Annotated in this window: 15 protein-coding genes; 10 read left to right on the forward strand and 5 right to left on the reverse strand. The window is 61.0% G+C overall.

The window, feature by feature from the left end:
* Positions 1–43 precede the first annotated feature (43 nt).
* From E4631_RS04830 to E4631_RS04840, 3 genes are all read right to left on the reverse strand, one after another.
* Entirely contained in the window at positions 44–952 is a 909-nt protein-coding gene (locus tag E4631_RS04830; RefSeq protein WP_167797025.1) for an ISAs1 family transposase, read from the reverse strand.
* Positions 936–1,169, reverse strand: a complete 234-nt coding sequence (locus E4631_RS04835; protein ID WP_133659057.1) for a transposase family protein — start codon at positions 1,167–1,169, stop codon at positions 936–938. Before E4631_RS04835 ends, E4631_RS04830 begins: the two co-directional genes overlap by 17 nt.
* A gap of 134 nt (positions 1,170–1,303) precedes the next feature.
* On the reverse strand, positions 1,304–2,065 hold the full coding sequence (locus tag E4631_RS04840; RefSeq protein WP_317129122.1) for a biotin--[acetyl-CoA-carboxylase] ligase: 762 nt from the start codon (positions 2,063–2,065) through the stop codon (positions 1,304–1,306).
* A gap of 49 nt (positions 2,066–2,114) precedes the next feature.
* On the opposite strand from E4631_RS04840, the gene rsfS reads away from it, so the two are divergent.
* The 8 genes from rsfS to E4631_RS04880 all read left to right on the forward strand — a co-directional run bounded on the left by rsfS (position 2,115) and on the right by E4631_RS04880 (position 11,148).
* Positions 2,115–2,507 (forward strand): ribosome silencing factor, encoded by a 393-nt coding sequence (gene rsfS / locus E4631_RS04845; protein WP_174805469.1) that lies wholly within the window; start codon positions 2,115–2,117, stop codon positions 2,505–2,507.
* A gap of 99 nt (positions 2,508–2,606) precedes the next feature.
* Entirely contained in the window at positions 2,607–4,676 is a 2,070-nt protein-coding gene (ftsH, locus tag E4631_RS04850) for an ATP-dependent zinc metalloprotease FtsH (protein ID WP_133658619.1), read from the forward strand.
* 69 nt (positions 4,677–4,745) lie between these two features.
* Positions 4,746–5,408 carry a lactate utilization protein gene (locus E4631_RS04855; RefSeq protein ID WP_133658618.1) on the forward strand — a complete coding sequence of 221 codons (663 nt, stop codon included), beginning with the start codon at positions 4,746–4,748 and terminating at the stop codon, positions 5,406–5,408.
* Entirely contained in the window at positions 5,386–6,177 is a 792-nt protein-coding gene (locus E4631_RS04860) for a UDP-2,3-diacylglucosamine diphosphatase (protein WP_133658617.1), read from the forward strand. Before E4631_RS04855 ends, E4631_RS04860 begins: the two co-directional genes overlap by 23 nt.
* A 115-nt stretch (positions 6,178–6,292) precedes the next feature.
* Positions 6,293–7,150 (forward strand): hypothetical protein, encoded by an 858-nt coding sequence (locus E4631_RS04865; RefSeq protein WP_133658616.1) that lies wholly within the window; start codon positions 6,293–6,295, stop codon positions 7,148–7,150.
* 192 nt (positions 7,151–7,342) lie between these two features.
* On the forward strand, positions 7,343–8,506 hold the full coding sequence (locus tag E4631_RS04870; RefSeq protein ID WP_133658615.1) for a zinc-dependent alcohol dehydrogenase: 1,164 nt from the start codon (positions 7,343–7,345) through the stop codon (positions 8,504–8,506).
* A 419-nt stretch (positions 8,507–8,925) separates the two neighbouring features.
* Positions 8,926–10,620: a regulatory iron-sulfur-containing complex subunit RicT gene (gene ricT / locus E4631_RS04875; RefSeq protein WP_133658614.1), complete on the forward strand. Its 1,695-nt coding sequence runs from the start codon at positions 8,926–8,928 to the stop codon at positions 10,618–10,620.
* Positions 10,621–10,623: 3 nt separating this feature from the next.
* Entirely contained in the window at positions 10,624–11,148 is a 525-nt protein-coding gene (locus E4631_RS04880) for a gliding motility lipoprotein GldH (RefSeq protein WP_133658613.1), read from the forward strand.
* A gap of 115 nt (positions 11,149–11,263) precedes the next feature.
* Here E4631_RS04880 and E4631_RS04885 read toward each other — a convergent pair whose 3' ends face one another.
* Positions 11,264–12,664, reverse strand: coding sequence for a mercuric reductase (locus tag E4631_RS04885; RefSeq protein ID WP_133658612.1), 1,401 nt, complete (start codon positions 12,662–12,664; stop codon positions 11,264–11,266).
* Positions 12,665–12,801: 137 nt separating this feature from the next.
* On the opposite strand from E4631_RS04885, the gene E4631_RS04890 reads away from it, so the two are divergent.
* Positions 12,802–13,602 carry a hypothetical protein gene (locus E4631_RS04890; protein ID WP_133658611.1) on the forward strand — a complete coding sequence of 267 codons (801 nt, stop codon included), beginning with the start codon at positions 12,802–12,804 and terminating at the stop codon, positions 13,600–13,602.
* A gap of 184 nt (positions 13,603–13,786) precedes the next feature.
* Entirely contained in the window at positions 13,787–14,563 is a 777-nt protein-coding gene (locus E4631_RS04895; RefSeq protein WP_133658610.1) for a hypothetical protein, read from the forward strand.
* Between the two features lie 12 nt (positions 14,564–14,575).
* Here E4631_RS04895 and E4631_RS04900 read toward each other — a convergent pair whose 3' ends face one another.
* Complete coding sequence (locus E4631_RS04900; protein WP_133658609.1) at positions 14,576–15,781, reverse strand: hypothetical protein; 1,206 nt, start codon at positions 15,779–15,781, stop codon at positions 14,576–14,578.
* Positions 15,782–15,874: the final 93 nt, after the last annotated feature.

The raw sequence follows: 15,874 nt of genomic DNA on the forward strand, positions 1-15,874 counted from the left end.
TCCAGTTCGTGCGTGAGCGCAGCAGGGCAAAAGCACCAAAAGGTTAGTTAGCGTCTGGGGACTGAGGAGCTAATTGGCAGAGCAGTTGTCGGAGATAGTCATCATCACGCGCCGCTTTCTTGCGTTTGCGTGGCAGACTCATCTTCGTTGGCTCGCGTCGTAAGAGGGTGAGCGCGAGCTTACGCAGGGTCGAGAGGTTGCGTGGGGCGTGGCCCTGGCGCACCCGGCAGGCATCCTCGGCAAAGGTGACATCTAGGTGCCAATGCAGGTCGTTTTCGATGCCCCAGTGTCCGCGCACGTAGCCCGCCAACTCGCCCGCACTCGCTTGCGCCAGCGAGCTCAGGTAGTAGCGCGTACTGTGCTGCTCGCGCCCCTGCTGCCAGCGCCGGGTCTGTACGCAGACCACCGCCGCCAGGCCCGCCCAGTCGGCGGCTTCCTCCACCAGGGTCAGGTCCCGGCTCACCCACACCCGGCGCTCTTCGCCGCGGCCATGGTCTTTCTCGCGGCTCACAAAGGCCGGCTCCTGCCGCAGCAGCGGGGCCAGATGGGCTTGTACCTGCTCGAAGAGCGCCCGTTGGTTCTGCTTGAGGGCCAGCACATAATCGGCGCGGCGCTCGACCAGCGTCGCAGCAATGGCGCGCTGGCAGCCGATGGCATCGATGCTCACCACGCTGCCGGCGACCTCCACCAGGTCCAGCACTTGCGGAATGGCGACGAGTTCGTTGGCTTTGCTGACCACTTGGGTTTGGGCCAGGCACAGGCGCTGTTTGGTCGCCCAGACGCTGACCAGCTGCACGCTGGCCTGGCGCTGGCCGGGCAGGTAGGTGCCGCGCACCTGTTTGCCATCAATGGCCAACTGCTGCCCAGCCAGGACCCGCAGGATGTCCTGCCCCCAGTGGGTAAGACTGGCTTCGAGTTCGACCGGATTCAGGCGGCTAAATACCCGCTGCAACGTGTAAGACGAGGGGGATGCCGGCGGGCAAGCGCAGAAACCGGGCGCGCACGGTGTGTTTGTCACAGGCGTAATCATAAATCTGCTCAAAATCTTCGCAATCAGCCAGTAAGCCGCACAGTACCAGCCAAATAATATCGCTTAGCTCGTGTAGACAGCGCCCCTCCACCCGATAGTCCGTTACCTGCCAAAAGAAATCCGCTACTTCTTCTTCCATCCCCAAAGCTCGCTAACTTACCTTTTGGTGCTTTTGCCCTGGTGAGCGCAGCGAGCAGGCGGCACCGCGCGGCGCAAACGACGATGCGCGCTGCGCGCGCGCACGAACTGGAAAGCTCGCGCTACTGATTTGCGCTACTGCACGTACTTAATCTCTTGCAAGCCAAAGCGCTGCACCGCGCCGCCAATCTCCACGGCCAGGCGGCCGTCGGGCTCCACGCCCACAATCTGGCCGCGCACCCGGCGGCCGGCCACCTCGTACTCGTGCCACTCCTGGTAGCGGTAGAGGGCGGCCAGGTAGGCCCGGCGCAGCTCGCCTACCTGGCCGGCGCGCAGTTGGAGGTAACGCTTCTCCAAGCACTCCAGCAGGCGGGCGGCCAGCGCTTCGCGCTGGAAGTAGCGGCCCGTGAGCGCACCCAGCGACGTGGCGGTGGGAAGGGCAAAGTGCCGCTGGTTCACGTTCAGCCCAATGCCGACGATGCTGGACTGAATCTTTGCCCCGCTCAGGCTGTTCTCAATGAGAATACCGCCGAATTTTTGGGTGCCAAAATATAGGTCGTTAGGCCATTTCAGGCGTAGCTTATCGGCGGGTTGTAGCAAGGCGGTGGCCCAGTCAAACACGCCCAGCGCCACGGCCTGGCTCAGCAAAAACTGCTGGCCCGCGTCGAGAAAGGTGGGTAGCCACACGACAGATAGTGTCAGGTTTTCGCCTGGCGCGGCCTGCCATTGGTTGCCACGCTGGCCGCGGCCGGCAAACTGGTCGTCCGTTATGACGGTACAGCCTTCGCTGGCCCGGTTTTCGCGCAACAGTTGTTGCGCTTCCAAGTTAGTAGAAGGGCAGGCGGGCAGCCAGATGAGCTGCTGGCCCGTGAATAAGGTATTAGGGCTGATGACCACGCAGGTTAGCAGTCGTATATTAGCTAGGTAAACAACGCAAACTTACTCTATGAAGAGCATTCAGGTTCGGCAGGATTCGGACACATTGGCAGACGTAGCCGTACGCGGCCTGCAAGACCGTAAAGGAATGGACATTGTCGTTCTCAATTTAAAAGAATTGAAGAATGCGGTGGCCGATTATTTCATCATTTGCTCAGCTTCGTCCGATACGCAGCTCGACGCCCTAGCTCGCTCGGTAGAAGAGGAAGTAGAAAAAGTGACGGGCCAGGCGCCCTGGCAAAGCGAAGGCCGCACTAATCGCGAGTGGATTCTGTTGGATTATGTAGATGTGGTAGTGCACGTGTTCCTACGCGACCGCCGGCAGTTTTACGCGCTGGAGGAGCTGTGGGGCGACGCCGAAATTACGCGCATCGAAGATACTGCCGACGTAGTACAGCGCTAAAGCATTGGGCCGTCGGCTGCGTCTACTGGTAGTATTACTGCAACCTTGCCCGTCCGGCGCGGTTGCTATTGACTTAGTACAACTCAAGTAAATTTTATTATGTCTGATACGACGCCTAAACGCCGCAAGCCGACGCTGCCTACCCCCTCGCCCCGGCCGGGAGTGCAGCTTTGGGTGATGGCGGGGCTGCTGGTGCTATTCACCGGCATGTTCTATTTTACGAGCTATAATTCAGCCGTTAAAATCAACCAACAGAAATTTGAGCAGATGCTGGCCGCCGGCGATGTGCACGACATCACGGTAGTCAACAAGCAGCTGGTAGAGATTGGGCTGACTAAAGTTGCCCTGCAGAAGCCTGAGTATCAGCGCGACATGGCCGCCCACCGCGGTCCCTTTGCCGCCGAGCGCAGCGCCGAGTATTTCTTCCCGGTATTTGACGCCAAAGTATTTCAGGAGCAGCTCGATAAGCTTCAGGCCAACAAGCCGGTAGCCGACCGCGTGCCGCTCGATATCTCGGAGCGCCAAAGCATCGTGGACTTTATCAGTGGCTACGGGCTCATCATTGCCAGCATCATTCTGTTCGTGTTCCTCATGCGCCGCATGAGTAGCGCGGGCGGCCCCGGCGGCCAGATTTTCAACATCGGTAAAAGCCGCGCTGCCCTCTTTGAAGGTGGTGATAAAGTGAAGATTACGTTCAAGGACGTAGCCGGTCTGGAAGAAGCCAAAGAGGAAGTGCAGGAGATTGTGGAGTTTCTCAAGAACCCCAGCAAGTTCACCATCCTGGGTGGTAAAATCCCCAAAGGCGCACTGCTGGTAGGTCCTCCCGGAACCGGTAAAACGCTGCTGGCTAAGGCCGTAGCAGGTGAAGCCGACGTGCCGTTCTTCTCGCTTTCAGGCTCCGACTTTGTGGAGATGTTTGTGGGGGTAGGCGCCGCCCGGGTGCGTGACTTGTTTAAGCAAGCCAAGGCGAAGGCGCCCTGCATCATCTTTATTGACGAGATTGACGCTGTGGGCCGTTCGCGTAGCAAGGGCGCCATGCCCGGCGGCAACGACGAGCGCGAAAACACGCTAAACTCGTTGCTCGTAGAGATGGACGGCTTTGGCACCGATTCGGGCGTTATCATCCTGGCGGCTACCAACCGCCCCGATACGCTGGACTCGGCGCTCCTGCGCCCCGGCCGCTTCGACCGCCAGATTAGCATTGACAAGCCCGACATCAACGGCCGCACCCAGATTTTCCAGGTGCACCTCAAGCCGCTGACTCTTGGCCCCGACGTGGATGCCAGAAAGCTGTCGGCCCAAACGCCGGGCTTCGCAGGCGCTGAAATCGCCAACGTCTGCAACGAGGCCGCTCTCATCGCGGCCCGCCGCGACAAGAAATTCATTACCAACCAAGACTTTACCGACGCCATCGACCGTGTAATCGGTGGCCTGGAGAAGCGGAACAAGATTATCAGCCCCGGCGAAAAGCGCATCGTGGCCTACCACGAAGCTGGTCACGCCATTGTTGGCTGGTTTCTGGAGCACACCGACCCGCTGGTGAAAGTATCAATTGTGCCGCGGGGGGTAGCCGCCTTGGGCTACGCACAGTATTTGCCCAAGGAGCAGTTCCTATATAATACGGAGCAGCTGATTGATGAGATGTGCATGGCCCTGGGTGGCCGCGCCGCCGAAGAGTTGGTGTTTGGTAAAATCTCGACCGGCGCGCTAAGCGACCTGGAGCGTATTACCAAGATGGCCTACTCCATCGTGACGATGTACGGCATGAACTCTAAGCTCGGCAACGTATCGTTCTACGACTCGAAGGGCCAGAACGAGTACGGCTTCTCGAAGCCTTATTCGGAAGCAACTTCGCAAATGATTGACGAAGAGGTGCGTAACATCATTGAGCAGGCCTATATCCGCACCAAAGAGTTGCTGACCGAGCGCCGCCACGAGCTGGAGGTTATCGCTAAGGAGCTTTTGGAAAAGGAAGTGCTGCTGCAAGATGACCTGGAACGCCTCGTGGGCAAGCGCCCCTACGGCGGCCAGACCAACTATCAGGCGCACATGGCCGGTACCGACCGCTCGGAAACCGCCAGCGAGCGCCACGCCGAGCACCCCGAAGAGCCTACCAGCGACCTGCCGGCCCTGCACCTGCCCGGAATGCCGGAAGCCGAAACAGTTTAGCTTCCCCGAATACTACTGAAAGGCCAGCCGCAAGGCTGGCCTTTTTTTGTGTGGCCTACCTTTGTGCCCATGTCTTCTTCGCGTGATACGATGCTGGCCCGCATTCGCACGGCCCTGGCGGCCGGCCCGGCGCCCCTACCCCCCGCGCCCGATTGGACCGCGCCGGTGCATCCGCTGCTGCCCGTGGCCGACCTGGCCGTGGTATTTGCGGAGAACTTCCAGCGCATTGGGGGCGAGTTTTTTTATTGCGAAAGCTTGGTTCAGCTCGGTGCCACCCTACGTAGCTGGCTGGCCGAGCGCCTACCCCCCGGCCAGCAGTTCTACGTGTGGGAGCCCGCACTACAAGATTTGTTGAGGCAGGCCGAAGTGCCTTTTCAGGCTGCGGAGGTCGATTTTCGGGCCCAAGCAGCCGCAGGGCTTACTTCGTGCGAGGCTCTGGTGGCCCGCACGGGTAGCATTGTAGTGGCGCCGGCCACGGCCAGCGGCCGGCGGCTCAGCATTTATCCCGACCAGCACCTGGTGCTGACCCGACCCACCCAGGTAGTAGCCGAAATCGGCGACGCTCTGCGCGTGGTGCAGGCACGCTACGGTGCCACATTACCCTCGATGCTGTCGCTCACGACTGGCCCCAGCCGTACCGCCGACATCGAAAAAACCCTGGTGCTGGGGGCGCATGGTCCGCGCCGCCTCAGCCTGTTCTTACTTGAAGATGACGCCGAAACTGCTGCCTGAGTTGCCGCCGCTGGCGCTGGCCCCCGGCCAGCGCGTATACTTTGCTTCCGACTTTCACTTGGGCGCGCCCGATGCTACCACCTCACGCGAGCGCGAGCGCCGCATTGTGCGCTGGCTCGACGAGGCCGCTAAGGACGCGGCGGCCATTTACCTGCTGGGCGATGTATTCGACTTTTGGTTTGAGTATAAGCACGCCATCCCGCGTGGGTTCAGCCGCTTGCAGGGCAAGCTGGCCGAGCTAACCGATGGCGGCCTGCCCATCACGCTCTTCACGGGCAACCACGACATGTGGATGTTTGGCTACTTTACCCAGGAAATGGGCATCCCGATTTTGCGCGAGCCGGTGTCGCAGCGCATGGGCAATAAGCTATTTTACATTGGCCACGGCGACGGGCTGGGCCCCGGTGATTTTGCCTATAAGCGCCTGATGAAGCCCCTTTTCAGCTCGCGCTTCACGCAGTGGCTCTTCTCGCGCCTTCATCCCAACTTGGGCATTGGCATGGCCAGCCATTGGAGCCGCCACTCGCGCCTGCAAAATGGCGCGGCCGACGCTACGTATTTCGGCGAAGACGAGTGGCTGCTCGTATACTGCCGCGAGGTCGAACAGCGCCAACACCACGATTACTACGTATTTGGCCACCGCCACCTACCCCTCGACGTGGCGGTAGGCCCTGGCAGCCGCTACATCAACCTCGGTGAATGGGTCAATTATTGTTCCTACGGTGTGTATGATGGCAACGAGCTGGTACTGCGGGAGTTTAAGGGCTGAACTAAGAAGGGGGAATGAGGAAGTAGGAATTGCTCAGAAGAAGCGCTGGCTACGGTTAGCATTACTTAATACCTCATTTCTCCTTCTTAATTCCTCATTCACGCAGGCGCAAACCGTGCCCAGCGCGGCTTCGGTGGCGCCCGCTGCCCGCGTGGCCCCGGTCGAAACGGCTCCTACCCCCCCCGGCCAGGCACTAAGCCCCGCTGCGCCTACGCCGGCCGCCGGCACCTGGCAACTCACCAAAGTACTGGCCTTGCCCAACCCCGGCGTGGCCTCGCTCGACCGGCGCGGCACGCTGTACCTGGCCGACCAAGACAACAACCTGCGCCAGCTGGCCCGCGACGGCCAGCCGCTGAACACCTACTCGCCGGCCCAGCCCGGCCACATCGCCGTTATCGAGGCCTGGAACCAGAATAGCCTGCTGGTTTTTTACGACGACCGGCAGCAAGTGCTGCTGCTCGACCGCTTCCTGGCGCCGCTGAGCGAAATCCGCTTGGCTGACTACATTGACGGCACCGTGCGCACGGCCACGCTGGCCCCCGATGGCCTGCTCTGGCTGCTTGATGAGAGCGCCCTCACGCTACGCGAATTTGACCCGCAGGCTCTGCGCGTGGTGCAAAGCACGCCGCTCGACCTCATCATCGGCCGCAGCCGGCCCGACTTCCGCTTCCTGCGCCAATACCAGAACAACGTGTACCTGGTGGACCACACCAGCGGCATTTTCGTGTTTGATAACCTCGGTAACTACCGCAAGAAGCTGCCCTTTACGGGCCTGGATTTCATCACGTTTCGGGGCGATGAGCTGGTGTATCTGGCGCAGGGGCAGCTCCACTTCTTTCATCTTTATAACCTGACCGAGCGCACCCAGGCCCTACCCCCCGACCTTGATGCAACGACCGTGCGCCAGGTGCTACTCGGCGACCAGTCTGCGTACTTTGTCACCACCCAGGGGCTGCGCATTTATCAGCTGTAGAAGAAGAGCCGAATACTTGGTGGTGAAAGGCTACTGCGGCTATAAGGCGCAGCTTGCGTGCGAAACAGTGGAGGTTAAATACCTAGCCGTAACGAAGTTGCAAAATGAAGGAAATATTCTCCAGGATGTAACCAGCCCATTGGGTGGCCGTTAGGATAGGAGACCTTTTCCACCATTTCCCCTTCCGTTCCCATGAAAGCATTAATGTTTCACGGCCCGCGCAATGTGAGCGTCGACACCGTAGATGACCCCATTCTGAAGGACTCGCGCGATGCCATTATCCGCGTGACGAGCACGGCCATTTGCGGCTCCGACCTGCACATTTACAACGGCTCGCTACCGACCGCGCCGATGGTGCTCGGCCACGAGTTTATGGGCATTGTGGAGGAAGTGGGCAAGGGCGTGGGTAATCTCAAGCGCGGCGACCGCGTGGTGGTGCCTTTCCCGATTGCCTGCGGCCACTGCTTCTTCTGTAACCACGAGCTGCCCGGCCACTGCGAAAATTCCAACCCCGACCACTATGGCCCCGAGGGCGGCCTGCTGACCCAGAAGGGTGGCGCGCTCTTCGGCTACACCGACCTCTACGGCGGCTACGACGGCGGCCAGGCCGAGTTTGTGCGCGTGCCCTACGCCGACTACGGCCCGCGTAAAGTGCCTGATTTCCTGACCGATGAGCAGGTACTGTTCCTGACTGATATTTTCCCGACCGGCTACTCAGGTATCGACTGGGCTGAGGTGAAAGGCGGCGAGTTTATTGCCATTTTCGGGGCTGGCCCGGTGGGCATTATGGCTGCCAAGAGTGCTTGGCTGCGTGGCGCCGCCCGCGTGGTAATCATTGATACTCAAAAATATCGCCTCGAAAAAGCCAAGGAAACGACCCGCTGCGAAATTATTCTGTGGGAAGATGGCGACGACGTAATCAAGCAAATCCGGGACATGAGCCAGGGTCGCGGCGCCGACGTGTGCGTCGATTGCGTAGGCTTTGAACCCGACCGCAACCTGCTTGACCGCGCCAAGGCCGTGGTTAACCTTGAAAAAGGCTCGCCTAAGGTTATTGAGGCCTGCATGAGCGCCGTGCGGCGCGGCGGCGTGGTGTCGGTGCTGGGCGTGTATGCTACGACGAATGATAACTTCCCAGTGGGGCAGTTTTTCGATAAAGGCATTAAGCTGGTGGGTGGTCAGGCGCCGGCTCACCGCCACATCGACAAGCTATTGCAGCACATCATCAAGGGTGAAGTGGTGCTGGACGACATTATTTCGCACCGCCTACCCCTCTCGCAGGCGGCGCACGGCTACGACATCTTCCGCCACAAAAAGGACAACTGCCTGAAAGTGGTGCTGCGGCCGGGCGAGTAGCCAGGTAGTTAATTAGCCCCAAAAAAGCCCGGTTGCTCACGTAGTAGCCGGGTTTTTTTGGGGCGTTTGCTCCCCTTATCGGTTGGGGTGGGGTAGGGCCTGCTAGGTCGCCTACGTCGGGAATACCTCGAAAAAATGCGTTGGCTAGCTACTTGGGCTGCCGGGCATTGGGCCAGTATAGCTCAGCTCGCACGGGCCGGCAATGTAATAAAGCTGGAATAGCAACTGCCCGCCACCCATCTTACCGCGCTTTGGCTGATTTTGTAGCGGAAGTAATGGGCATAACCTGGCCGTATGAGTAGCTTTTAGTAGTCTGGCTACCCCTGTCCTTTCCGCTTCACGAAATGGTTATCTTTGCTAGATTCCCACTTTCGTGCGGCCCTTTGGGTGGCCGCCTCATCCTATAGATTTTTAGCCTTATGGCTTGTGCCTCCTGTTCATCCGGCGGCGGCTGCTCTACCAGCAAGGTAGGCGGCTGCGGCTCCAAAGGCGGCTGCTCTTCGGGCGGCTGCACCCGGCTTAATGTATTCGACTGGCTTGCCGACGTCGACATGCCCAGCGATTTCCGGGGTTTCGACTGCGTCGAAATTCGCTTCAAAGGCGGCCGTAAAGAGTTCTTTCGCAACGACAAACACCTGCCCCTCGTCACGGGCGATGCCGTGGTGGTCGAGGCCGCCGGCTCGGGCTGGCACCTGGGCCACGTGAGCCTCAAGGGCGAGCTGGTGCGCCTGCAAATGCGCAAGAAGAAGGTGCCCACCGACTCGCGCGACATTCGCCCCATTCTGCGCGTAGCTACCCCCGACGATGAGGAGCGCTGGCAGGCCGTGCGCGACCTCGAAAACGGCACCATGTTTCGGGCCCGCGCCGTGGTCGATGAGCTGCGCCTCAAAATGAAGCTCTCCGATGTGGAGTACCAGGCCGACCGCACGCGGGCGCTCTTCTACTACTCGGCCGAGGACCGAGTCGATTTTCGGGAGCTGATTCGGCGGCTGGCCGACGAGTTTCGGGTGCGCGTGGAAATGCGCCAGATATCGCTGCGTCAGGAGGCTGGCCGCATCGGCGGCATTGGCGTGTGCGGCCGCGAGCTGTGCTGCTCCACCTGGCTCACTGACTTTAAAGCCGTGAGTACCACCGCCGCCCGCTACCAAAACCTTAGCCTCAACCCCCAGAAGCTGGCCGGCCAGTGCGGCCGCCTCAAGTGCTGCCTCAACTACGAGCTCGACGCCTACCTCGATGCCCTCAAGGATATTCCGCAGGTGCAGCGCCCACTGCAGCTGGCCAATGGCGAGGCGTTTTTGCAGAAAACCGACATCTTCCGCAAGCGCATGTGGTTTGCCTTTCGGGGCGATAATAACTGGGTGATGGTGAGTGCCGAGCGCGTGCGCGAAGTGCTCGAACTAAATAAGAAAGGCGAGAAGCCCGACACCCTGCTACCCCCCCGCCAGGAGGCCGAAGTGGCCCCCGCCGTGTCGACCCTAATGGAGGGTGAGCTCGACCGCCTCGACGACCAGATAAAAGCCGGTAGCAAGCGCGGCAAACGCAAGCGCAAGGAGCGCCCTGACCGCCCCGCCGGCGCCGAGGCCAGCGCCGTTCCTTCCGCTGAAGTGCGCGAACCCCGCGAAAGCCGGGAGCCCCGTGAAATGCGCGAACCTCGCGAAAGCCGGGAGCCCCGCGATAGCCGCGAGCCCCGCCGCCGCGAGCGTTCCGAAGGGGGCCGCCCCCGCCCCGAGGGCAGTGCCCGCCCGCTCCGTCCCGAGAACGAGCCTACCCCCGCTGCCGCCGGCGAAGCGCCCGCCGCGCCGGCCCCCGAGGGCCAGGCCGAATCTCGCGGCCGCCGCGGGGCGGCCGCCCGCCCTCTCAACCGCCGGGGTGGCCGCAACCGCGAAGGCGGCGACGCCAGTGGTACCCCGCGCGACCCGAGCCAGGAGCCCCGGCCGCGCCGCAACGAGCCCGCCGCAGGCAGCCCTACCCCCCGCCCGCCCCGCGAAGGCGGCGACCAGCCTCGCCCCGAAGGCGGCGCCGGCCGCAACCGGGGCCGCCGGGGCGGCAGCGGCCGCCGCGGTGGCGAAGGCGGCGACAACGCCGCCGCTCCTACCCCCCCCAGCGCAACCTAACCTATGCAACGCTTGCTTTTTTGTAACTGGCAGCTGGCCCGTCGGGGCTGGCTGGCCTTGCTGCCGCTGGCCGTGGGCCTCAGCGCTTGCGACCCGAACAACGTGTATGAGGAAAACGTGGACCTGAAATCGCCTTCCGGCGACCCCTACGTGTGGGATGTGCAGCAGCGCCCCACCTTCACGTTTACCATCGCCGACACTACGGCTCGCTACAATGTGTACTTCAACGTGCGCAATGCTTCCGGCTATGGGTTTTATAACCTCTACCTCAAGCACACGCTTACCGGCCCCAGCGGCCGGCCCGACGGGCCGGCGCTGCTGCATCAACTAACGCTGATGAACCCCAAAACCGGCGAACCCCTGGGAGCCGGCGCGGGCGATATTTTCGACCACCAGTTTCTGGCCCTGCCGAATCAGCGTTTTGCCCAGCCCGGCACATACAAGCTGACGCTGGAGCAGTACATGCGCCAGAACCAGCTGCCCGGCATCATGTCGGTGGGCGTGCATGTGGCGAAGGCAGGGAAGTGAAAAAGACCGTCATGCTGAGCCTGTCGAAGCATCTTGGCCGCTTCATCCAATGGAGGCGACCAAGATGCTTCGACAGGCTCAGTATGACGTACTTTTTTTCGGCTAGCTGCTATTCCTACTTTCCCTCCAGCTCGCGCCACACCACGTTCAGGCCCTCGGCCCACACAGGGTGGGCAATGACCATATCCCGGAGCTGCTGATAGCGCAAGCGGCCAGCCATCGCGATTTGCAGCATCGTCATGATTTCGCCGGCCTCGGGACCCAGGATGGCGGCGCCCAGGATGCGGTCATCAGAGCCCACCAGCACTTTCCAGAAGCCGGTCTTTTGGTCCGTTTGCTGGGCGCGGCTCACAATGCGCACCGGCATCTTGCTCACGCGGTAGTCTATTTTCTGGTCCTTAGCCTGGGTTTCGCTCAGGCCAATGCGGCCCAGGGCGGGGTCGGTGAAGACGCAGTAGGGTAGGGGCCGCTGCTTGGCCGAGCGGCGGGGGGCCTGGTGCAGCAGGTTGTCGCGCACCACCCGAAAGTCGTCGTAGCTGAGGTGGGTAAACTGCGGCCCGCCGTGCACGTCGCCCAGCGCAAAAACGCCCTTTATAGTGGTTTCGAGCCGGCTATTGACTTTGATATAGCCTTTCTCATCGGTTTTGATGCCGGTTGTTTCCAGGCCCAGATGGTCGGTAACGGGCTGGCGGCCGGTGGCTACCAGCAGGTGGCTGCCGTGCAGGTGGCGCGCGCCTTGGTGAGTGGAAATGGTGAGCGTGTACTGGCCGGCCGCGTCGCGGGCCACACCGCGCGTTTCGGCATTCATTAGAAACTCCACGCCTTCATCTTCGAGGGCTTTCTGCAGCGCCTCGCACACGTCGTCGTCTTCGCGCTCCAGCACCTGCCCGCCGGTTTCGATGATGCTTACCTGGCTGCCAAAGCGCCGAAACATTTGCCCAAACTCCAGCCCGATATAACCGCCGCCCAGAATAAGAAGGTGGGTAGGAACCTCTTGAATATCAAGTAATTCACTGGTATTGAGGAAACCTGACTCGGCCAGGCCCGGCACCTCGGGCACGGCGGCGCGCGTGCCGGTATTGATAAATACCTGCTTGGCCTTAATGGTGCTGGCGCGCTCCTGGGTTTCCTGCACCTGCACCTGGCGCGGCCCGGTAAAGGTGGCGTGGCCGTGCAGCACGGTAATATTTTCGTGCTTCGGAGCCAGCGACTCGCGCAGGTTGTGGCGCGACTTTTTGAGCAAAGCGTCTTTGCGCGCTATCACGGCGGGCATATCAACGGTGACCTCGCCACCCGCCCGAATGCCCAGCTCAGCGGCCGTGCGCACCTCGTGCGCCCGAGTGGCCGAGGCTAGCAGGGTTTTAGTCGGCACGCAGCCATAGTTGAGGCACGAGCCCCCTAGTTGGGCCTCTTCGACCAGCATAACTTTCTGGCCAGCTTCGGCCAAAGCTTTGGCCAGGGGGTTGCCGGCCTGGCCGGAACCAATAATGAGGGCATCGCAGGAATAATCGGGCATATACAAATAGTCAAGCCGCCAACCGTAGCGGTTAAGTCTATACGTAGTTTAGGCCCCGGGCGACCGGTTGGCTGCAACGCTTAAGCGCCAGCCTGGCTCCAGAAGGGGGGTAGGGCCCAGCGCTTTCCAGGTATTCTATGCACAACATTTCTCCTTCTCTTTTGCGCGCGGGGCTGGTATTGGGTGCGCTGGCGCTGCTGAGCGGCTGCACGGCATACGTGTCCATGCTGGGCGCGGCGCCCAAAATTCGCGCCAAGGGCGAGCTGGAAGCAACCGGCAGCTGGTCGCTCACCAACCGGGTTGACTTTACCGCCACCTACTCGCCGGCGCCGCACGTGCTGCTGCGCGCCGCCACCAGCCTCAAGGGCGGCGGCCGCTCGGGCTCCGATAGCAGCACCTTCGTGCAAAACAACCAGTATGAGCTAGCCGTGGGCACCTACTGGCCGCTGGGCCCGCAGTGGCTGGTAGGCGGGCTGGCGGGCCTGGGCCAGGCGCATGCCCAAGCCCGCTACGACAACGACGGCGGCATCAATTTCGAAGTAATTGTCCCCATTCAGTCGATACCTCACCAGTTCGACGTCATCTACGCCAAGTATTCGGCCGAGGGCTACCTCACCTGGCAGCCCGACCCGTGGTTCAGCCTGGGCCTATCGTACCGACTGGTGCAGCTGCGCCTCACCGATGCTACCGATTTCGGGGTGCCCTTCCGGCCGGGCCCCATCTGGCGGGCCGAGCCCATGCTCTACGTGCGGGCGCGGCCCGGCTACGACAAGGGGCTGTTCCAGTTTCAGCTGGCGCTGGGCGGCTCTACTACCCTAGGCTACGACGAGCAAACGACCGCCGACCGGCTCGACCCGGCTCGGCAGTTTAAGCTGGCCCGCACCTACATATCTCTGGGCGTAAGCATTTTTCCGCACCTGCTTTGGCAGCGCGAGTAGGTAGAGCTAAAGTCCCGTAGCTGGCCGAAGAAAAGCCAGTTCTTTGGATAATTGAGGCAGTATTGGGGGGTAGGCAGCGCCGGGCTGGCGTCTGATAAGTCACACATTGGCCTTGCCAGGAAGCAGGCCGGGGCCCGTTGTTTGCAGCGCATTAATTCGCTACCATCTCTTTTCTCTTTCTTTCGTGAAAACGCTTCGCTTCGCCTACCCCCTCGTGCTTGGCCTGCTGCTCGGCGGCTGCGCCGTGTATGTGCCCACCGTGCCCAGCACGCCGCTACTCACCCAACACCAGGTAGAGATAACCGCTGGCCTGCGCGGCATCAACTCGCTCGAAGTAGATGCCGCCTGGGCCCCCACCGCCCACCTGCTGCTGGCCGGCGAGTCGGCCTTTCAGGGCAGCACTACCGAAACGACTACCAACAGCGTCACCACTACCTACCACGATTCGCACCGGCAGGTGGGCCTGGGCCTGGGCTACTACCAGGCGCCCACCGCGCGCTCGGCCTGGTACTGGGCGGCGGTGGGGGGGGTAGGGTTTGCCAGCGTCGAGCTGCACAGCATAGATTTTGCTGCTCCTTCCGCTTTCGTACCTATCCCGTTGCCCTACGTTTCGGGCTTCTATGAGGCGCGGTACCTGCGCTACTACGGGCAGCTGTACGCGGCGCGGCCGCTGAGCCCGCTCGTCACGGCCGGGGCCTCGGTGCGCGGCAAGCTGGTCGATTATACGCGGCTTACTTACGAGGGCCAGCCCTTGGTACCCACCAATCGCTTCTTCCTGGAGCCCACGCTGTTTGTGCGGGTAGGCCACGGCGTGGTGCAGGGCGAAGGCACGCTGGGCCTATCGCTACCCACCGCCAGCGACCGCAGCAACCCGCTCAATCCGCGCACCGCGCCGGTTTCGACGCTCGTCAGCATCGGCGTCATCTTCCGACCCGACTTACTTGGAAAAGGCGGGTGGTAATAGATTAACCGGTTATTGCTTTGACTCGAAAAACTTGCTCAGCGGGCGCTTGAACAAGCCATTAGTCGTGCCGATGTATACCGTGTCGCCGAGCTGCGCCAGGTCGGAGAAGTCAACGTAGCCCAGACCGTCGTTCTTCAGCTCGCGCAGGCGAATGCTGTTGGCGTTTAGCCACCGCAGCGTATAAATGCTGTTTGTAATGACGCCGTGCGTAATGCCTACTAGGCTGTCGCCCACTGGGTAAAAGGTCGAAAAGTTAAGCGCCGGATTGAAGCCATCGATGCGCTGCCAGCTGGCGCAGTCGTTGGTTGAGGTCCAAATAGTGCCGCCCGACTGCAAGACGTATAAGGTGCCTTTCCATTTATATACAGCCGTGGGGCCTACCGGGCCAGTGGCTTGGGCAAATGTGCCGTTTACCTGCTGGTAGGTACCATCTTGGTTGATTTTAAATAAGCCATAACCGTCGCACCACACCAGAAAATAGTCGTCAACGGCCCAGTAGCTCTTGAAGCTGAACTGGCTCTGGTCGGGGGTAGGGATGCGGATGAGCTGCGAGCTGAGCTGCGTGCTGCCGGTTAGGCTTATGCCATAGGCGGTAATGCCAGTGGTGGCCGTATTCACGAGCTTGGTTAACACTAGGTGAAAAGCGTGTTCTTGGGTGTTCGTAGTGTGGTAGCCGCACAGCAAGTAGTTGTTGCGGTTGATAGCCCCAAGTGGAAACCGTGAGCCAATCAAAAAATTCTCGAACTGCGTAGCCGTAGGGTCAAGGCCGCGCAGGTGCAGCCGGGTGCCAATGTCGAGGAATTTGGTTGGATAAATGGTTAGCACCGTGTCAGACTCAACTGAGCGGTAGCCGCTTGGGTTGGCGTAGAAATTCGCGTTCATCGGCACAGTATTGCGGATATCCCAAGGCAAGGGGTCAGATGACCAGGTGCGCGATACCTTATGGCCAAAACCAGTATAGTAGCCATTGGCCGCCTGCTCGGCCGAGCCGGGAATGGGCGAAAGCACCTCGAAGCTTCCGGTTTCCTGCAAGTTGAGCGTATTTACCCCTGGCACCATCCGCATGACATTGCGCTGGTAGTTAACCAAATACTTTACTTCCGCCCAGCTGTATGCCTTATCCACCGGCACGGTAATCGTCTCGATTTCCTTCTTGCAAGCCGTTGCCAGCGCCAGGCTAGCCAGACACAGAAGAAGCTTGGTAAGCGTTTGCATAGGGGTAGGGAAGTAAGTGAGTTGCTGAATATAAAAGTACCCAAAAAAAGCCCCGGTAAGTACCGGAGCTTTCTCTGTAGTATTCAGGAAGGG

The sequence above is a fragment of the Hymenobacter sp. UV11 genome (assembly GCF_004684095.1).
GTDB lineage: Bacteria > Bacteroidota > Bacteroidia > Cytophagales > Hymenobacteraceae > Hymenobacter.